The organism is Pseudoalteromonas obscura, assembly GCF_030135505.1.
In the GTDB taxonomy this organism is placed as follows: domain Bacteria; phylum Pseudomonadota; class Gammaproteobacteria; order Enterobacterales; family Alteromonadaceae; genus Pseudoalteromonas; species Pseudoalteromonas obscura.
Genome location: NZ_JASJUT010000002.1, coordinates 748,318 through 762,053 on the forward strand (window position 1 = coordinate 748,318; position 13,736 = coordinate 762,053).

At 42.9% G+C, this 13,736-nt stretch carries 13 protein-coding genes; 5 read left to right on the top strand and 8 right to left on the bottom strand.

The window, feature by feature from the left end; genetic code table 11:
• Position 1 precedes the first annotated feature (1 nt).
• Positions 2-1,372 (top strand): ATP-binding protein, encoded by a 1,371-nt coding sequence (locus QNM18_RS07615; RefSeq protein ID WP_284136790.1) that lies wholly within the window; start codon positions 2-4, stop codon positions 1,370-1,372.
• Entirely contained in the window at positions 1,372-2,328 is a 957-nt protein-coding gene (locus tag QNM18_RS07620) for an alpha/beta fold hydrolase (protein WP_284136791.1), read from the top strand. Before QNM18_RS07615 ends, QNM18_RS07620 begins: the two co-directional genes overlap by 1 nt.
• Here the strand turns inward: QNM18_RS07620 and QNM18_RS07625 are convergent.
• Positions 2,283-3,179, bottom strand: a complete 897-nt coding sequence (locus QNM18_RS07625; protein ID WP_284136792.1) for a cation diffusion facilitator family transporter — start codon at positions 3,177-3,179, stop codon at positions 2,283-2,285. The genes QNM18_RS07620 and QNM18_RS07625 overlap by 46 nt on opposite strands.
• 262 nt (positions 3,180-3,441) lie before the next feature.
• On the opposite strand from QNM18_RS07625, the gene trmL reads away from it, so the two are divergent.
• Positions 3,442-3,906 (top strand): tRNA (uridine(34)/cytosine(34)/5-carboxymethylaminomethyluridine(34)-2'-O)-methyltransferase TrmL, encoded by a 465-nt coding sequence (gene trmL, locus QNM18_RS07630; RefSeq protein ID WP_023398897.1) that lies wholly within the window; start codon positions 3,442-3,444, stop codon positions 3,904-3,906.
• Positions 3,907-4,013: 107 nt separating this feature from the next.
• On the opposite strand, the gene recA is transcribed toward trmL, so the two are convergent.
• Together recA and QNM18_RS07640 are read right to left on the bottom strand one after the other, a co-directional pair.
• The gene (recA, locus tag QNM18_RS07635) at positions 4,014-5,063 is read right to left on the bottom strand and encodes a recombinase RecA (RefSeq protein ID WP_023398896.1); all 1,050 of its coding nucleotides are present in this window, start codon (positions 5,061-5,063) and stop codon (positions 4,014-4,016) included.
• A gap of 65 nt (positions 5,064-5,128) precedes the next feature.
• Positions 5,129-5,620 carry a CinA family protein gene (locus QNM18_RS07640; RefSeq protein WP_211012046.1) on the bottom strand — a complete coding sequence of 164 codons (492 nt, stop codon included), beginning with the start codon at positions 5,618-5,620 and terminating at the stop codon, positions 5,129-5,131.
• Positions 5,621-5,642: 22 nt separating this feature from the next.
• Between QNM18_RS07640 and mutS the strand changes: the two genes are divergently transcribed.
• The gene (gene mutS / locus QNM18_RS07645) at positions 5,643-8,222 is read left to right on the top strand and encodes a DNA mismatch repair protein MutS (RefSeq protein WP_284136793.1); all 2,580 of its coding nucleotides are present in this window, start codon (positions 5,643-5,645) and stop codon (positions 8,220-8,222) included.
• Between the two features lie 49 nt (positions 8,223-8,271).
• Here mutS and QNM18_RS07650 read toward each other — a convergent pair whose 3' ends face one another.
• Positions 8,272-9,537 (bottom strand): outer membrane protein transport protein, encoded by a 1,266-nt coding sequence (locus QNM18_RS07650; protein ID WP_284136794.1) that lies wholly within the window; start codon positions 9,535-9,537, stop codon positions 8,272-8,274.
• Between the two features lie 255 nt (positions 9,538-9,792).
• Here QNM18_RS07650 and QNM18_RS07655 point away from each other — a divergent pair, with 255 nt between their 5' ends.
• Positions 9,793-10,116, top strand: coding sequence for a hypothetical protein (locus tag QNM18_RS07655; protein ID WP_211012043.1), 324 nt, complete (start codon positions 9,793-9,795; stop codon positions 10,114-10,116).
• Here QNM18_RS07655 and QNM18_RS07660 read toward each other — a convergent pair.
• The 4 genes from QNM18_RS07660 to rpoH all read right to left on the bottom strand — a co-directional run bounded on the left by QNM18_RS07660 (position 10,076) and on the right by rpoH (position 13,524).
• Entirely contained in the window at positions 10,076-11,329 is a 1,254-nt protein-coding gene (locus QNM18_RS07660; RefSeq protein ID WP_284136795.1) for an HD-GYP domain-containing protein, read from the bottom strand. The genes QNM18_RS07655 and QNM18_RS07660 overlap by 41 nt on opposite strands.
• A gap of 152 nt (positions 11,330-11,481) precedes the next feature.
• Entirely contained in the window at positions 11,482-11,817 is a 336-nt protein-coding gene (rraB, locus tag QNM18_RS07665) for a ribonuclease E inhibitor RraB (RefSeq protein WP_211012041.1), read from the bottom strand.
• 5 nt (positions 11,818-11,822) lie between these two features.
• Complete coding sequence (locus QNM18_RS07670) at positions 11,823-12,527, bottom strand: 1-acylglycerol-3-phosphate O-acyltransferase (protein WP_211012040.1); 705 nt, start codon at positions 12,525-12,527, stop codon at positions 11,823-11,825.
• A gap of 133 nt (positions 12,528-12,660) precedes the next feature.
• The gene (gene rpoH, locus QNM18_RS07675) at positions 12,661-13,524 is read right to left on the bottom strand and encodes an RNA polymerase sigma factor RpoH (protein WP_211012039.1); all 864 of its coding nucleotides are present in this window, start codon (positions 13,522-13,524) and stop codon (positions 12,661-12,663) included.
• Positions 13,525-13,736: the final 212 nt, after the last annotated feature.

Here is a 13,736-nt window from a genome sequence, read left to right on the forward strand (position 1 = left end):
TATGAAAAAGTTTTTAGCAATTAAAGTATTTTTTTGGTTCTGGCTGACTGTCCTGTGCACAATTTTGCTGCTGATCAGCATCAGTTTGTTACAGCCAGACATGCTGGCGACAAAAGATATTTCACCACCAATGCTAAAAAACTTATTCCACCTTAAAAAGTCACTTAAGCGGCATATTGAGCGAGCGCCAGAAAAATCAATTGAACATGTGATCTCCAATCGGCGACATGCGAGGCGTGCCAAAGTTTACTTAAAACACCGTGAGGCAGAGAAAAGCCTTGTCAGTACACAAACCTTGTATGAGTATGACTTAGCACTTTTAAACTTTGCGATTGATGGTGAGCCCAAGGTCATCAATACCGAGAAGTTTCGCGCATATGGCCCATTAAAAGTTCAACTTCGTGGTGACGAGTTCCAGCTATTTATGGTGCTAGACAATCGTGAAGGTGACCTATTTTTGAAAGTCCGGCTAATGCCACAATGGTTGAAGCTCTTGGTATTGTTACTTGCGAGTATGTTACTCAGTTATTGGTTTGCCAGAGGGCTACTCAAACCTATCCGGCAACTACAATTGGCCGCCGCAAAACTTGCTCATGGAAAACTTGATGCACGTGCTAACGTAGATATCCGTCGCCAAGATGAGCTGGGGCAATTGGGAAAGGACTTCGATACGATGGCGTCACAGCTTGAATCCCAAGTGCTCAGCCAAAAACGTTTACTCGCAGATATTTCACATGAACTTCGCTCCCCGCTCACCCGCTTGCAAATGGCAACAGGTATTGCTGCGGGCAAAGCGAGCGGCGATCTTGACTGTTACCTACAGCGAATAGAAAAAGAGTCTCAACTGTTAGAGCATATGTTAAGTGATATTTTGCAACTCTCCAAACTGGAATCAGGGAACAATCATTTTGAACCTCACCCTATCTCTCTTTTTGATTTGCTGACTCCCATCATTAACGATGCCGAGTTTGAAAGCCAACAACTCAGCAAGCTATTGAGCACCAATGAATTACCAGAAGTGGTAATACATGGCGATGGCATTTTACTCAATCGGGCGATAGAGAACATTATTCGCAACGCATTAAAATACGCAACTTCTAAAGTAAGTATTATCTGCCATATTCAAGAGCAAAATTTGGTAATCCATGTCTGTGATGATGGTCCGGGTGTCAGTGACGAAATGCTAGATAAGTTGTGTATCCCTTTTTATCGAGCCTCTCAATCGAGAACACCTGATAGCAGTAAAATGGGTGGATTTGGACTGGGCTTGGCAATTGCACAACATGCGATAAAAGTGCATCATGGTCATATTGAGTTTAAAAATCAGCAAGGTCTGAGTGTGACCTTAACAATTCCATTGCAGCAACCCTAATGTTTTATAGTCACAGTACTTCACTTCTCGACAATCAATCAGCCATTGAACAACATTGGCAATCATGTACCAAAGGGAATATAACGACGCCATTTGGCGAGATATTTTATCTACGTCAAATTCCTGAACACGCAAAATACACCTTACTGTTGGTAAACGGTCGCATCGAAAGTGCCTACAAATATAAAGAACTGCTGTGGGAGCTTGGCAATAATAATATTGGGGTCGTCACCTTTGACCACCCAGGCCAAGGGTTCTCATCCCGGTTACTCGCGAATCGACAGATAGGCCATATAGATCATTTTAAACAATATAGAGAAGTGCTCGAGCAAATCATTTCTAAACAAGTACTCCCCTATACCAACAATTGGCTATTTTTAGCCCACTCCATGGGTGGCGCCATTGTACGAAATTATCTTGCTCATACACCAAACACGACCGCCAAAGGCGCATTTTTATCAGCACCAATGTTTGCAATCAATACTGCGCCCTATCCGGTATGGTTTGCAAAGTGGGTGGCCAATGTTGCTTGTAAACTTGGCCAATCTCAACAGTTTGCTATTGGCCAACAACCTTACCAGTCAAAGCCTTTTTCTGACAATGAACTCACAGGCTGCAGCGTACGATATCAACAATTTAGATCACTGTATGATACCTACAATGTATTGCAATTGGGGGGGGTGAGCTTTGGTTGGCTTTATGCTGCACTGGCGGAAACAGCAAACACTAACAAACAACAAATATCAATCCCAATTAGCATCGCCAGCGCAGAGCATGACAGCATCGTAAATAGTGATGCACATAGCCGCTTTGCAGCACGGCAAGAGCAGTGTTTCGTAAAAACTTATCCGGGTAAACATGAACTCCTGTGTGAAATAGATGCGATCCGTCAGGCTGTTTTAGCCCAATGTTATGAGTTTGCCGAGTCCGTCACACTCAAAGAAACTGGGTCTTGATGTACCAACACGTCTATTTCGCCTTCGCTATTAGCTTGGATCCGAGCAACAATTTCGTCAGCGATTTGATGCGCTTCCATTAACGGCATATCATCGTCAAGTTCAAGATGGAGTTGTACAAACTTTACTTTACCACTTTGCCGCGTTCTTAGATTATGAACGCCATATACTGCCGCGTGGGAGTTGGCGATGGCAATAATGTCTGCCTTTTCACTTTCAGGGAGCTCTTTATCCATAAGATGATCAGCACTTTCACGCGCAATCCCCCAGCAGTTATACAGTAAATATATCGCGACACCAATTGCAAATACAGGATCAGCCCAACCGATGTGATAATGGCTGAGCATCATAGCGATCAACACCGCAATGTTGAGAAGAATATCCCCTTTGTAATGCATTGAATCTGCTTTAATGGCGAGCGATTGTGTCCGTTTGACCACTTGATGTTGAACGACAACCACCAACAAAGTGCACATAATAGCAAATAAACTTACCCACACACCCAACAAGCTTTGATTGATATCAACGGGGTTAAATAGGCGCTCTACCCCATGAAAAGCAAGCAAACATGCTGAGCCGGAAATAAATGCCGCCTGACCAAGCCCGGCCAGCGCCTCGGCTTTGCCGTGGCCAAATCTATGATCGTCATCCGCAGGACGAAGCGCATAGCTTAAAACAAAAAAGCTCATCAGTGATGCCGTCACATCCAACATCGAGTCTGTCAAAGAGCCCAACATAGCTGCGCTGCCCGAAGACAACCACGCCCAAGCTTTTGCAGCAATCATTACACCAGCCATTACAATGGTAAAAATGCTGGAAAAACGTACTAATGCATCATAGTTTTGCGCCACACTTCCCCCTTAATAACGCAGAAGACCACCTTCTCATCATACGATAATTTAATCGCTAGATAGAAACTTTGCATCAAAAAAACATTGATTTACCTATATTTAGTGCTCCTCTTTGGTAAATAGCAACCACACTGCAAACATACAGACTATGCTATATATTTGATAACCTCCAAAATATAACGCTTCATACAACTGGCTTTATTTCCTAGTTGCTCAACGTCCAATAAGCTATACTGCGCTCAAATTGAGTTAGAGGTTAATCATGTTAGACATCGTTTTATATCAACCTGAGATCCCACCAAATACGGGTAATATCATTCGTTTATGTGCCAATACAGGCTACTCATTACATTTAATTGAGCCGCTGGGATTTGATTGGGACGACAAACGAGTAAGACGCGCAGGACTGGATTACCATGAATTCAGTGAAGTAAAACGCTACCCGTCGTACGAAGCTTATTTGGAGCAACGCAAACCAAAGCGCGTTTTTGCCTGTACGACAAAAGGTAAAGCATACCATCACGCACCAAAATACCAAGCTGGCGATACCTTACTATTCGGTCCTGAAACACGAGGATTGCCTGAGGAAATTATCTTTTCGCTACCTGAAGAACAAAGGCTCAGAATTCCAATGAAGCCAGATAGCCGCAGCATGAATTTATCCAACGCTGTATCTGTTTTTGTCTATGAATCTTGGCGACAATTCGACTTTGACGGCGCAGTGTAACCTAGCAAGCAAAGACTTATCAGTGTTTAACATAGACAAACACCGAGGATCGAAAAAGCCGCTTAAAAGCGGCTTTTTACTCTAGAAAATGCGCTAGATAGGAAGAGTTATAGCTGATCTTCTAGGTCTGCAAGGCCTTTATCTTCGCCTTCTTCATCTTTAATTGTCGCTTGAAGTAGCAACATTTCACGTAACTTGCCTTCAATCTCGTCAGCAATCGCTACGTTTTCTTTTAAGAACTTAATTGAGTTAGCTTTACCTTGGCCAATCTTATTGCCATTGTAGCTAAACCAAGCACCTGCTTTGTCAACTAACTTGTGCTTAACACCAAGATCAATCAATTCACCTTGCTTTGAAGAGCCTTCACCATACATGATGATGAACTCTGCTTGTTTAAATGGCGGTGCAACCTTGTTTTTCACAACCTTAACACGCGTTTCGTTACCTACAACCTCATCGCCTTCCTTCACAGAACCGATACGGCGGATATCTAAACGTACTGATGCATAGAATTTAAGTGCGTTACCACCAGTGGTTGTTTCAGGGTTACCAAACATCACACCAATTTTCATACGGATTTGGTTGATGAAGATACAAAGTGTGTTTGAACGCTTAATGTTACCAGTCAACTTACGCAATGCTTGTGACATTAATCGAGCCTGAAGACCAACGTGAGAATCACCCATGTCACCTTCAATTTCTGCTTTTGGTGTTAGCGCTGCAACCGAGTCAACGACGACCACATCTACTGCACCTGAGCGCACTAACATGTCACAAATTTCTAGTGCCTGCTCACCAGTATCAGGTTGAGACACCAATAATTCGTCAACATTAACACCCAGTTTTTCTGCATATACAGGGTCAAGAGCGTGTTCTGCATCAACGAACGCACAGGTTTTACCCATTTTTTGCGCTTGTGCAATAGTTTGCAGTGTTAAGGTTGTTTTACCTGATGATTCAGGTCCATAAATTTCAACAATACGACCAGTTGGCAGACCGCCGATACCCAAAGCAATATCCAGTCCCAATGAACCAGTTGATACTGACTCGATGTCTAAAGCTTGGCTATCACCCAGCTTCATGATTGATCCTTTACCAAATTGACGCTCAATTTGCGACAATGCAGCATCTAATGCTTTTTGTTTGTTATCGTTCATCTGTTTCTCCAATCTAGCGTAATGCGAACAAGTATACTGTATAGAATTACAGTATCAAGAGCCTTTTACTGTTTTATTAAAGAAATTATTTTTTCTAAAATAAATTCAATGGCTTGCAATCTAACTTCTGCTCGACTTCCGGGAAATACTTGGATAAATGTATGTGTATTCTCCTGTATATCTACTGCAAACCATACAGTACCCACTGGTTTGTCTTGACTGCCGCCACTCGGCCCAGCAATGCCCGATACCGATATTGCGACATCGGCGTTACCAGCTATTCTCGCCCCCGCCGCCATCTCTATAACTGTTTGTTCACTAACAGCCCCATACTCAACTAGCGTTTGTTGTGATACGCCCAACAATTCATGCTTAGCCTCATTGCTATAAGTCACAAAGCAGCGATCGATATAGGCAGAGCTTCCTGGTGTATCTGTGAGCGCATAACTAATTCCACCACCCGTGCAAGATTCAGCGGTAGTGATCACGAAGCTTTTATTCGTTAGAATAGCGCCCAATTGTGCCGCAAGTGCGGCGATTTTAGTGTGTATTTCCATACAAAAAACCTTAGGTAGAAGCATGTCATTAGATCTTTATTCTGAACATACTATAAAGCAACAAACACCTATGATGCAGCAGTATCTTAGGATCAAAGCCCAACATCAAGAGATCCTGCTATTCTACCGTATGGGTGATTTCTACGAATTATTTTTCGATGATGCCGTTCGCGCGGCACAATTACTCGACATTTCGCAAACACACCGCGGTAAAGCTGGTGGAAACCCTATCCCTATGGCGGGCGTACCTTATCATGCGGTTGAAAATTACCTTGCACGGCTCGTGCAAATGGGCGAGTCAGTCGCTATTTGTGAGCAAGTCGGTGATCCTGCAACTAGCAAAGGACCAGTTGAGCGTAAAGTAGTGCGCATTGTCACTCCCGGTACAGTCACCGATGAAGCGCTGTTGCAAGAGCGTCAAGACAATCTGCTTGCTGCCGTGTGGCAAGACAAAAGCAAATATGGTGTTGCCTATTTAGATATCAACTCCGGTCGATTTAATATTGTCGAGCTCACTACAGATGAAGCACTGATCTCAACTTTGCAACGTTTGCAACCGGCCGAGCTTTTATACCCAGAATCATTCCAAAATCTCATTGTACTTGAGCAGGTCAAAGGTAGCCGCCGTCGTCCAGACTGGGAGTTTGATTTAGATACAGCAAGGCATTTGCTTTGCCAACAATTCGAAACCAAAGATTTAATTGGCTTCGGTGTTGAAAATGCGACCGCGGGCTTAATTGCGGCTGGCTGTGTGATGCAATACGTCAAAGATACTCAACGCACAGCATTGCCCCACATAAGAGCAATTACGCTGGAAAAAAATGAGCACGCCGTTATTCTCGACGCGGCAACACGAAAAAACTTAGAGTTGACTCTAAATTTATCTGGCTCTATCGACAATACGCTTGCCCAAGTACTAGATAAAACTGCCACCCCTATGGGTTCTCGATTGCTCAAACGTCGCATTCATACGCCAATCAGAGACAGAGATGAGCTAAACGGTCGTCTAAATGCCATTTCAAGTATCATTGATATGCATTTAGGCATGGAATTATACGATGCTTTACGCCAAATTGGGGATATTGAACGTGTAGTTGCAAGGCTTGCTCTATGTAATGCTAGGCCGAGAGACTTAACTCGTCTTCGCAGTGCCCTTCAAGCACTACCACCTCTTCATCAACTTCTCAACGAGAGTAATGATGTACGCATTCAGCAGATCAAGGCCCAATCTCCTGAGCTACCGCATTTACAAGATTTATTAGAGCGTGCGATCATAGACAACCCGCCTGTATTAATAAGAGATGGCGGTGTCATAGCAACAGGCTACAATGCCGAGTTAGACGAGTGGCGCGCGCTGAGTGAAGGCGCGACTGATGTCCTCGATCAACTTGAAGAGCGCGAGCGCGAACGCACCGGCATTAGCACTCTGAAAATTGGCTATAACAAGGTACATGGCTTCTACATTGAGATTGGTAAGGCCAGCGCTCATCTTGCGCCGCCTGAGTACATCCGACGCCAAACTCTGAAAAATAATGAACGCTACATCATTCCTGAGCTAAAAGAGCATGAAGACAAAGTGCTTGGTAGCCAGTCAAAAGCACTGGCTTTAGAAAAACAATTATATGAACAATTGTTCGAGTTAATTGCACCTTATCTAGAACAGTTACAAACAATGGCCGCTGCACTTGCTGATTTAGACGTGCTCAATACATTAGCTGAGCGCGCCCAGACACTAGACTATTGCAAACCTGACCTGACATCGGCCGACGGAATTGATATCCAGGCGGGTCGTCACCCTGTCGTGGAGCACGTCAGCAATGAGCCTTTTATCGCAAACCCTGTTCATCTGAGCAAAGAAAGAAAAATGCTGTTGATCACAGGTCCAAATATGGGCGGTAAATCAACCTACATGCGCCAAACCGCACTGATCGTGTTAATGGCTCATATAGGCAGCTTTGTACCTGCAAGCAGCGCTCAAATAGGCCAAGTTGACCGTATCTTTACACGTATTGGTGCCAGCGATGATCTGGCTTCCGGCCGTTCAACATTTATGGTCGAAATGACAGAAACGGCAACCATTCTAAATAATGCAACAGAGCAGTCTCTAGTATTGATGGATGAAATAGGCCGAGGCACAAGTACTTATGACGGTCTATCGCTTGCATACGCCACTGCTGATTATTTAGCAAATAGGATTTCAGCAAAAACCTTATTCGCAACTCACTACTTTGAGTTGACCGAACTTGCTGAGCAGCAGTCTGGGTTAGTCAATGTTCATTTAGATGCAGTAGAACACAATGATACCATTGCTTTTAAACATACTGTACTTGATGGCGCAGCGAGCAAAAGCTTTGGATTACAAGTAGCAAGCTTGGCTGGCGTACCAAAAGCAGTCATCAAGCTCGCCAAGCAAAAGCTTACTCTGCTCGAACAACATCAAAGTGTCGTAGACAGTACACCAGCCAGTTCACCTCAGCAACACAACCTTGTTTTGAGTCCAGAACCATCGGAAGTTGAACGTTTCCTTGAGTCAATCGATCCAGATGATCTTACACCAAAGCAAGCGCATGCATTGCTTTATCAATTAAAAGACAAACTATAAAAAAAGGCTGCGCAAATGCAGCCCTTTTTATTTCAAACCAACTCAGTGTTTAAAGTGTGTGGTTGTACTGTAAACCAAATACAGATGCATGGCCTTTTGATTTAAAGCCCCACTCACTACCCGAGTTGTCTTTTTCAACAAAACGCTGAGTTTTGCCACGAATAATACTCACACCAATATCTACACTCGCAACTTTACTCAATTGGTATTCAGCACCAAACGAATACCAAATGCGATCTGTATCCGGAATAGAGATAGACATATGATGTTCATCTGCAGGTGATTCATCATACGCAAAACCCGCTCGCAGTTTTAAATCTTCACTCCACTGGTGATCTGTGCCAATCGAGTAGCGTAGTGAATTACTAAAGTTCTCATCTTTGCTAAACACTGTGCCTACGTTATCAACATTCGCCGCCAGTGTCTGAAAGCTATTCCATCCAGTCCACAAAATACTGTAATGCAGTGCGGTTTGCTTATTTAACTGATGAGAACCGGATACCTCTGCAATAGCCGGCAACGTGATCGCGACGCTGCCAGATAAAGCCTTTCCAGCCGTGCCATTGAAGGGGGCGACTGCCGGTAACTGATTGCTGAAAGTGCCCTTAAAAGTGATATCTGTTTCACTTCGATAATGAAAACCAAAACGATTGTCTGCGTCAATGTTATAGACTGCGCCTACATTCCAGCCAAACCCTGTGTCGTCTCCTTCAAGATTGACAACTTCGGTATTACTTGAAATACCCAGCCTGTTTGCGCCTAAGTTTCTTAAGATTTTAGCATCAGCATAAACATGGTTCAGGCCGAGTGCCAAGGTCCACTTATCATTTACTTGATAAGAGGCTGCAATGCCAGAGTTAATGGTCACAATTTCCGTTTCCCCCGCGATTTGACCGGCAACATAGTCATCATCAAACTCTGTTGCGAGGCCAAACTGAGAGTACATACCACCACCTAGCGACCATTTGTCATTGAGCTGTGTAGTGACAAACGCACTCGGTACAGTTGCACTAGGCGCGATGCTGTTGTTATCCAGCGCTGATGCTGGTATCCCATTATTAGTACTAATGCCCTGTAAGCTAACATCAGGCTTTACATACATGGCAGCAACACTCACCTGTGTTCCTTGTAATTTACTCATTAGTGCTGGATTTCGAGAAACTACCGATGCATCGTCTGCTACACTGGCCTCTCCTGCATATGCTCTACCTAAACCCGACACATTTTGCTCGGCTAACTGAAACGCAGCAGCCAAACTATGCGTGGATGTGATCATTGCACCTGCACCTAATAGTGCAACCATAATTCTGTTCATTCTTGCCTCTTTATTTTGAATTGCAATAAAATTAATGGCTCGACACACTACAGAAACATACATTAAAAATCTTCAACTTTGACACTTTTACCTAGCTGATTGCGCAAAATAAAAACTTTTAATTACTTTTAATAACAAGTCAGACCACAATTCAATCACCTCAGAGAAAACATTAAATGAGACTAATTCTCAATATCATTGAACCAAGGGCGAGTTTCACATATACTCTTTGCCATCAATGTGAGGAGAAATACCATGATGGTGTTATTGATTATGGCAGCGCTGCTGTTTTCAGGCGTCAGCGTGTACTGTTTATGCAAAGCAAATTACTGTGCCTGTCAAAGAGCAGGACAATGTGACAACCCCGTTAATCATTATTGGCTGGGCGCTATTCTTGCTGCTTTGGCTGCACTAGCTTGCTGTTGCTTTGCACTACATAGCGAAAAAGGCACATTGCTCTGGATTGTATTGATGTCTAGTTGTCTAGCAGGTGCGCTGTTGTCTGCAAAAGTGCAAAAGCTAAAGCGTTGCAAACAAGCTAAACAAGCAAACTCTCTTGCAACAGACGGGATAAATTAATTTGATAATCGAGAGGTTTAACATTGGCGACAATTTTCACATCATCTCTCGCACTTAGATCTAAATCTTTCAATGTCACTTGGTGCATATGCTTTACGTTGTAAAATACTCTTACAACGGGGGAAGTCGGTAAAGCATCATTACCAGCCATAACCAGCCCCAAACGATCATTGGTCAGCTTCACAATTGTGCCCACCGGATGAATACCAATACATTTTATAAATTTTTGCACAAGCACAGCATCAAACTGGTTTTTATTTGAGAGTAAGAACCTAAGTGCGTGGACAGGCTCTATCGCATTGCTACCCGGCTGTTGTGTGGTGAGTGTCGCATAAGTATCCACAATTGCCATTACCCTTGCAGCTTTACTAAGCCGCTCCCCATCCAGCCCTCTTGGGAAACCGCTGCCATCTAGTCGCTCATGGTGATTCACTACCATGTCGATAATCAATGGAGTTACTCCCCTTTCTTCCTTTATCATTGCAACTGAATAAGCAACATGCTTTTGCATGTGACGCGTTTCGTTTTCAGTCAGCGGTGACTTTTTCTCTTGAATGCTCTGTGGCACTTTACTTTTACCAATATCATGTAGCATTGCAGCCATCGCCATTTGTTCGACAACATGTGGTTTAAGGCCTAAATACTTGGCAAATATAGTCATCAAAATTGTGCTGTTGATCATATGACGCCAACTAAAGCTCCGTTTGTCTTTTAGTCGCGTCAATATCGCCATAACATTGCTGTGTTGAGTAACTGAAGCAATGATCTCCTGACAAATATCGTTAACGAGATGCATCTGCAGCGCTTCACCACCTAAGATGTTGCCGTAAAGCAATTGTAGTTTTTTGTTTTGCACTTCAAACTGATTTAATGCTGCTGAAAACACCTCTGCTGTAGGTAAAGCTTGATTGCCATGAGAAGTTAATAGTACCTCCTCATCAGCTCCCTGAGCAGCCTCATCCTGCAGCCCTATATGCTTTCCTTCTACGTTGGCAACATGCGCACTGATAAAGCGCTCAGGCACTGGTACTTGGCTTTGGGCAACATCAATATTAAGTTCGAGTACGCCATCAGCCTCAAGCTTGGAAATAATCGCCGAATTACGCACCATCCCCCGTGACTTTAATTTAATTTCTGCATCAGATTTTAATTTGTGGACACTATCTACAAACATACCTGGTACAAGTTCACTGATGGGAATAGTTGCGTGCATGGTTCCTTAGAGAAGCTTTTTTAATCAAACCGCAATAATATGCATAGTTACGACTAAATTGTCTACTACTAGATATAAATACAAGAATAAAGGATTAGTAATTAGAGGTAGAGAGAAATCCATTTCTTTCTTTTGCTATAAGCGAGACGTGATCAATCTTGGAAGTAAGTACCCCAACCATCATATTCAACGCCAGTTTGCTCAGCAACGGCTACCAACTTAGAGACATCCTCCATGATAACTTCTGCGTTGAGCTCTGCTTCTACAACAATGTCAAAGCCCCAGATTTTTCCGCCATCTTCAAGTTCTAGCTCTGCTGGCTCTTCAACATCATAACCGAGCTTAAAGGCCGCTAAAGCTGCCTCTTCCAGTTTATCAAAGTCTTCACATACAAAGTGGTGCTCTACTTCGTAAAGTTTTTCCGGGTTAGAGCCATCTTCAAGTAGTGATTCTACGATGTCTTCACTGATCTCTTGCCAATTTTCCATCAGCTTTATTCACCTTTATCTAATTGTGCGATTTTATCGGCCATTTTAGCATGAATACTATTTGCATGCTCTCTTGCAGAGCAATCATCTGATAACTCAATTGGGGCCAACATCGAAATATACACTTTACCGTTGTTCCAGCGGTTTAGTTTAATTTTATCTTGAGTCGAGCTCATACAGACTGGAATAATGGGAACCTGAGCATTCTTGGCTGCATGAAAAGCCCCTGTTTTGAAAGGTAAAAGCCCGCGGCCATAACTACGAGTTCCCTCGGGAAACATCCACAGTGACAAGCCTTTTTGTTTGATCTTCTCAACTGATTTGTCCAACGTACCAACTGCTTTTGAGCGGTTAGCTCTATCAATTAAAATATTGCCCGATAACCAATAAAGCTGACCGAAAAATGGGATCCACTTCAGACTTTTTTTACCCATGCTCACTGTATTGCGTGGCACTACAGCTGGCAATGTGAACAAATCATAGTTGTTCTGATGGTTTGCCACATACAGTGCAGGCCCAACCTTAGCGACGCCGGGCTCTCTTTCTATCACCAGATCTACACCGATGACTTTAGCCATAGAGCCGAACCAAGAGGCGATAATATGCACGTTATTTCGGTGAAACGGCCTGACAATACATAGCGCCAAACCAAAAATACAACTAAAAACAATAAATATGGCCATAGCCAAAATTCGTAATAAAGCTAACAAACTCAGCGCTCCTATAACTTGAACGGTGTATTATAATCAAATAAGCGTACACTTGTAAGCTCAATTTTTTATGACACAAAAAAATACCGCCCCATTATTGGGGCGGTATTCTTAGAATTATTACTAGTGAGTCTTAGCTCATAGCAGCCTGTAGTTTTTTCATTGCTGATTTCTCTAGCTGGCGAACGCGTTCAGCAGAAACACTATATTTATCAGCTAAGTCTTGTAGTGTGGCCTTGTCTTCGGCTAACCATCTTGCTGCAACGATGTCTTGAGAGCGTTCATCTAGCGTTTTCATTGCTGCCAACAAGCGATTTTGTGACTGCTGCTGAAACTGCTCTTCTTCGATCACTTCAGCAATATCACTGTTCGAATCTGCTAAGTATTGTACTGGTGAGAAGTTGCCGCTTTGCGTACCTTCATCTTCATCAGAGCCTAAATCAAAGCCCATGTCCTGCCCGCTCATGCGAGATTCCATTTCACGTACTTCTTTTTCGCTAACACCCAACTCTGAAGCCACAGTACTTACTTCTTCTTGGTTGAACCAACCCAAACGTTTTTTGTTTTTACGAAGGTTAAAAAATAATTTGCGCTGTGCTTTAGTAGTAGCAACTTTCACAATTCGCCAATTTTTAAGTACATATTCATGGATTTCGGCTTTAATCCAATGTACGGCAAAAGAAACCAATCTAACACCTACAGTAGGATTAAATCGTTTTACCGCTTTCATCAAACCAATATTACCTTCTTGAATAAGGTCTGCTTGTGGTAAACCATACCCTGAGTAACTTTTTGCGATGTGCGCTACAAATCTGAGGTGAGACATAATGAGCTGTTTAGCTGCATCTAAGTCACCATTTTCATGAAGACGAGTTGCAAGCTTGTGTTCCTTTTCAGCATCCAGCATAGGGATAGTGCTAACAGCCTGCAAATACCCTTCAATACTTGCACTTTGCTGTCCTACTGTTAATGCCATTGCATATGTGTCTTTACTCATTTTTCACCTCAGTGATAAATTCTTAGTCTATTTTAGCACTCTAACCCTTAGAGTGCTAACTGCAATCTACTACTTTTCCTGACCAAAGATCAAGCTTTTTATTATTAACAATAAATGAACAAATAAACCATTGATATTTAAAGAGTTAATAATCACTGATTTTTAACGTGGTAGCAAGTAGCGGGGAAATCAACGCAGACTTGTTTCAAACA

What these genes read in the sequence shown, in the direction of transcription:
- QNM18_RS07620 (WP_284136791.1), top strand. Translation starts at nt 1,372, where the DNA reads ATGTTTTATAGTCACAGTACTTCACTTCTCGACAATCAATCAGCCATT.
- trmL (WP_023398897.1), top strand. Translation starts at nt 3,442, where the DNA reads ATGTTAGACATCGTTTTATATCAACCTGAGATCCCACCAAATACGGGT.
- QNM18_RS07650 (WP_284136794.1), bottom strand. Translation starts at nt 9,537, where the DNA reads ATGAACAGAATTATGGTTGCACTATTAGGTGCAGGTGCAATGATCACA.
- recA (WP_023398896.1), bottom strand. Translation starts at nt 5,063, where the DNA reads ATGAACGATAACAAACAAAAAGCATTAGATGCTGCATTGTCGCAAATT.
- QNM18_RS07655 (WP_211012043.1), top strand. Translation starts at nt 9,793, where the DNA reads ATGATGGTGTTATTGATTATGGCAGCGCTGCTGTTTTCAGGCGTCAGC.
- QNM18_RS07615 (WP_284136790.1), top strand. Translation starts at nt 2, where the DNA reads ATGAAAAAGTTTTTAGCAATTAAAGTATTTTTTTGGTTCTGGCTGACT.
- rpoH (WP_211012039.1), bottom strand. Translation starts at nt 13,524, where the DNA reads ATGAGTAAAGACACATATGCAATGGCATTAACAGTAGGACAGCAAAGT.
- QNM18_RS07660 (WP_284136795.1), bottom strand. Translation starts at nt 11,329, where the DNA reads ATGCACGCAACTATTCCCATCAGTGAACTTGTACCAGGTATGTTTGTA.
- rraB (WP_211012041.1), bottom strand. Translation starts at nt 11,817, where the DNA reads ATGGAAAATTGGCAAGAGATCAGTGAAGACATCGTAGAATCACTACTT.
- QNM18_RS07640 (WP_211012046.1), bottom strand. Translation starts at nt 5,620, where the DNA reads ATGGAAATACACACTAAAATCGCCGCACTTGCGGCACAATTGGGCGCT.
- mutS (WP_284136793.1), top strand. Translation starts at nt 5,643, where the DNA reads ATGTCATTAGATCTTTATTCTGAACATACTATAAAGCAACAAACACCT.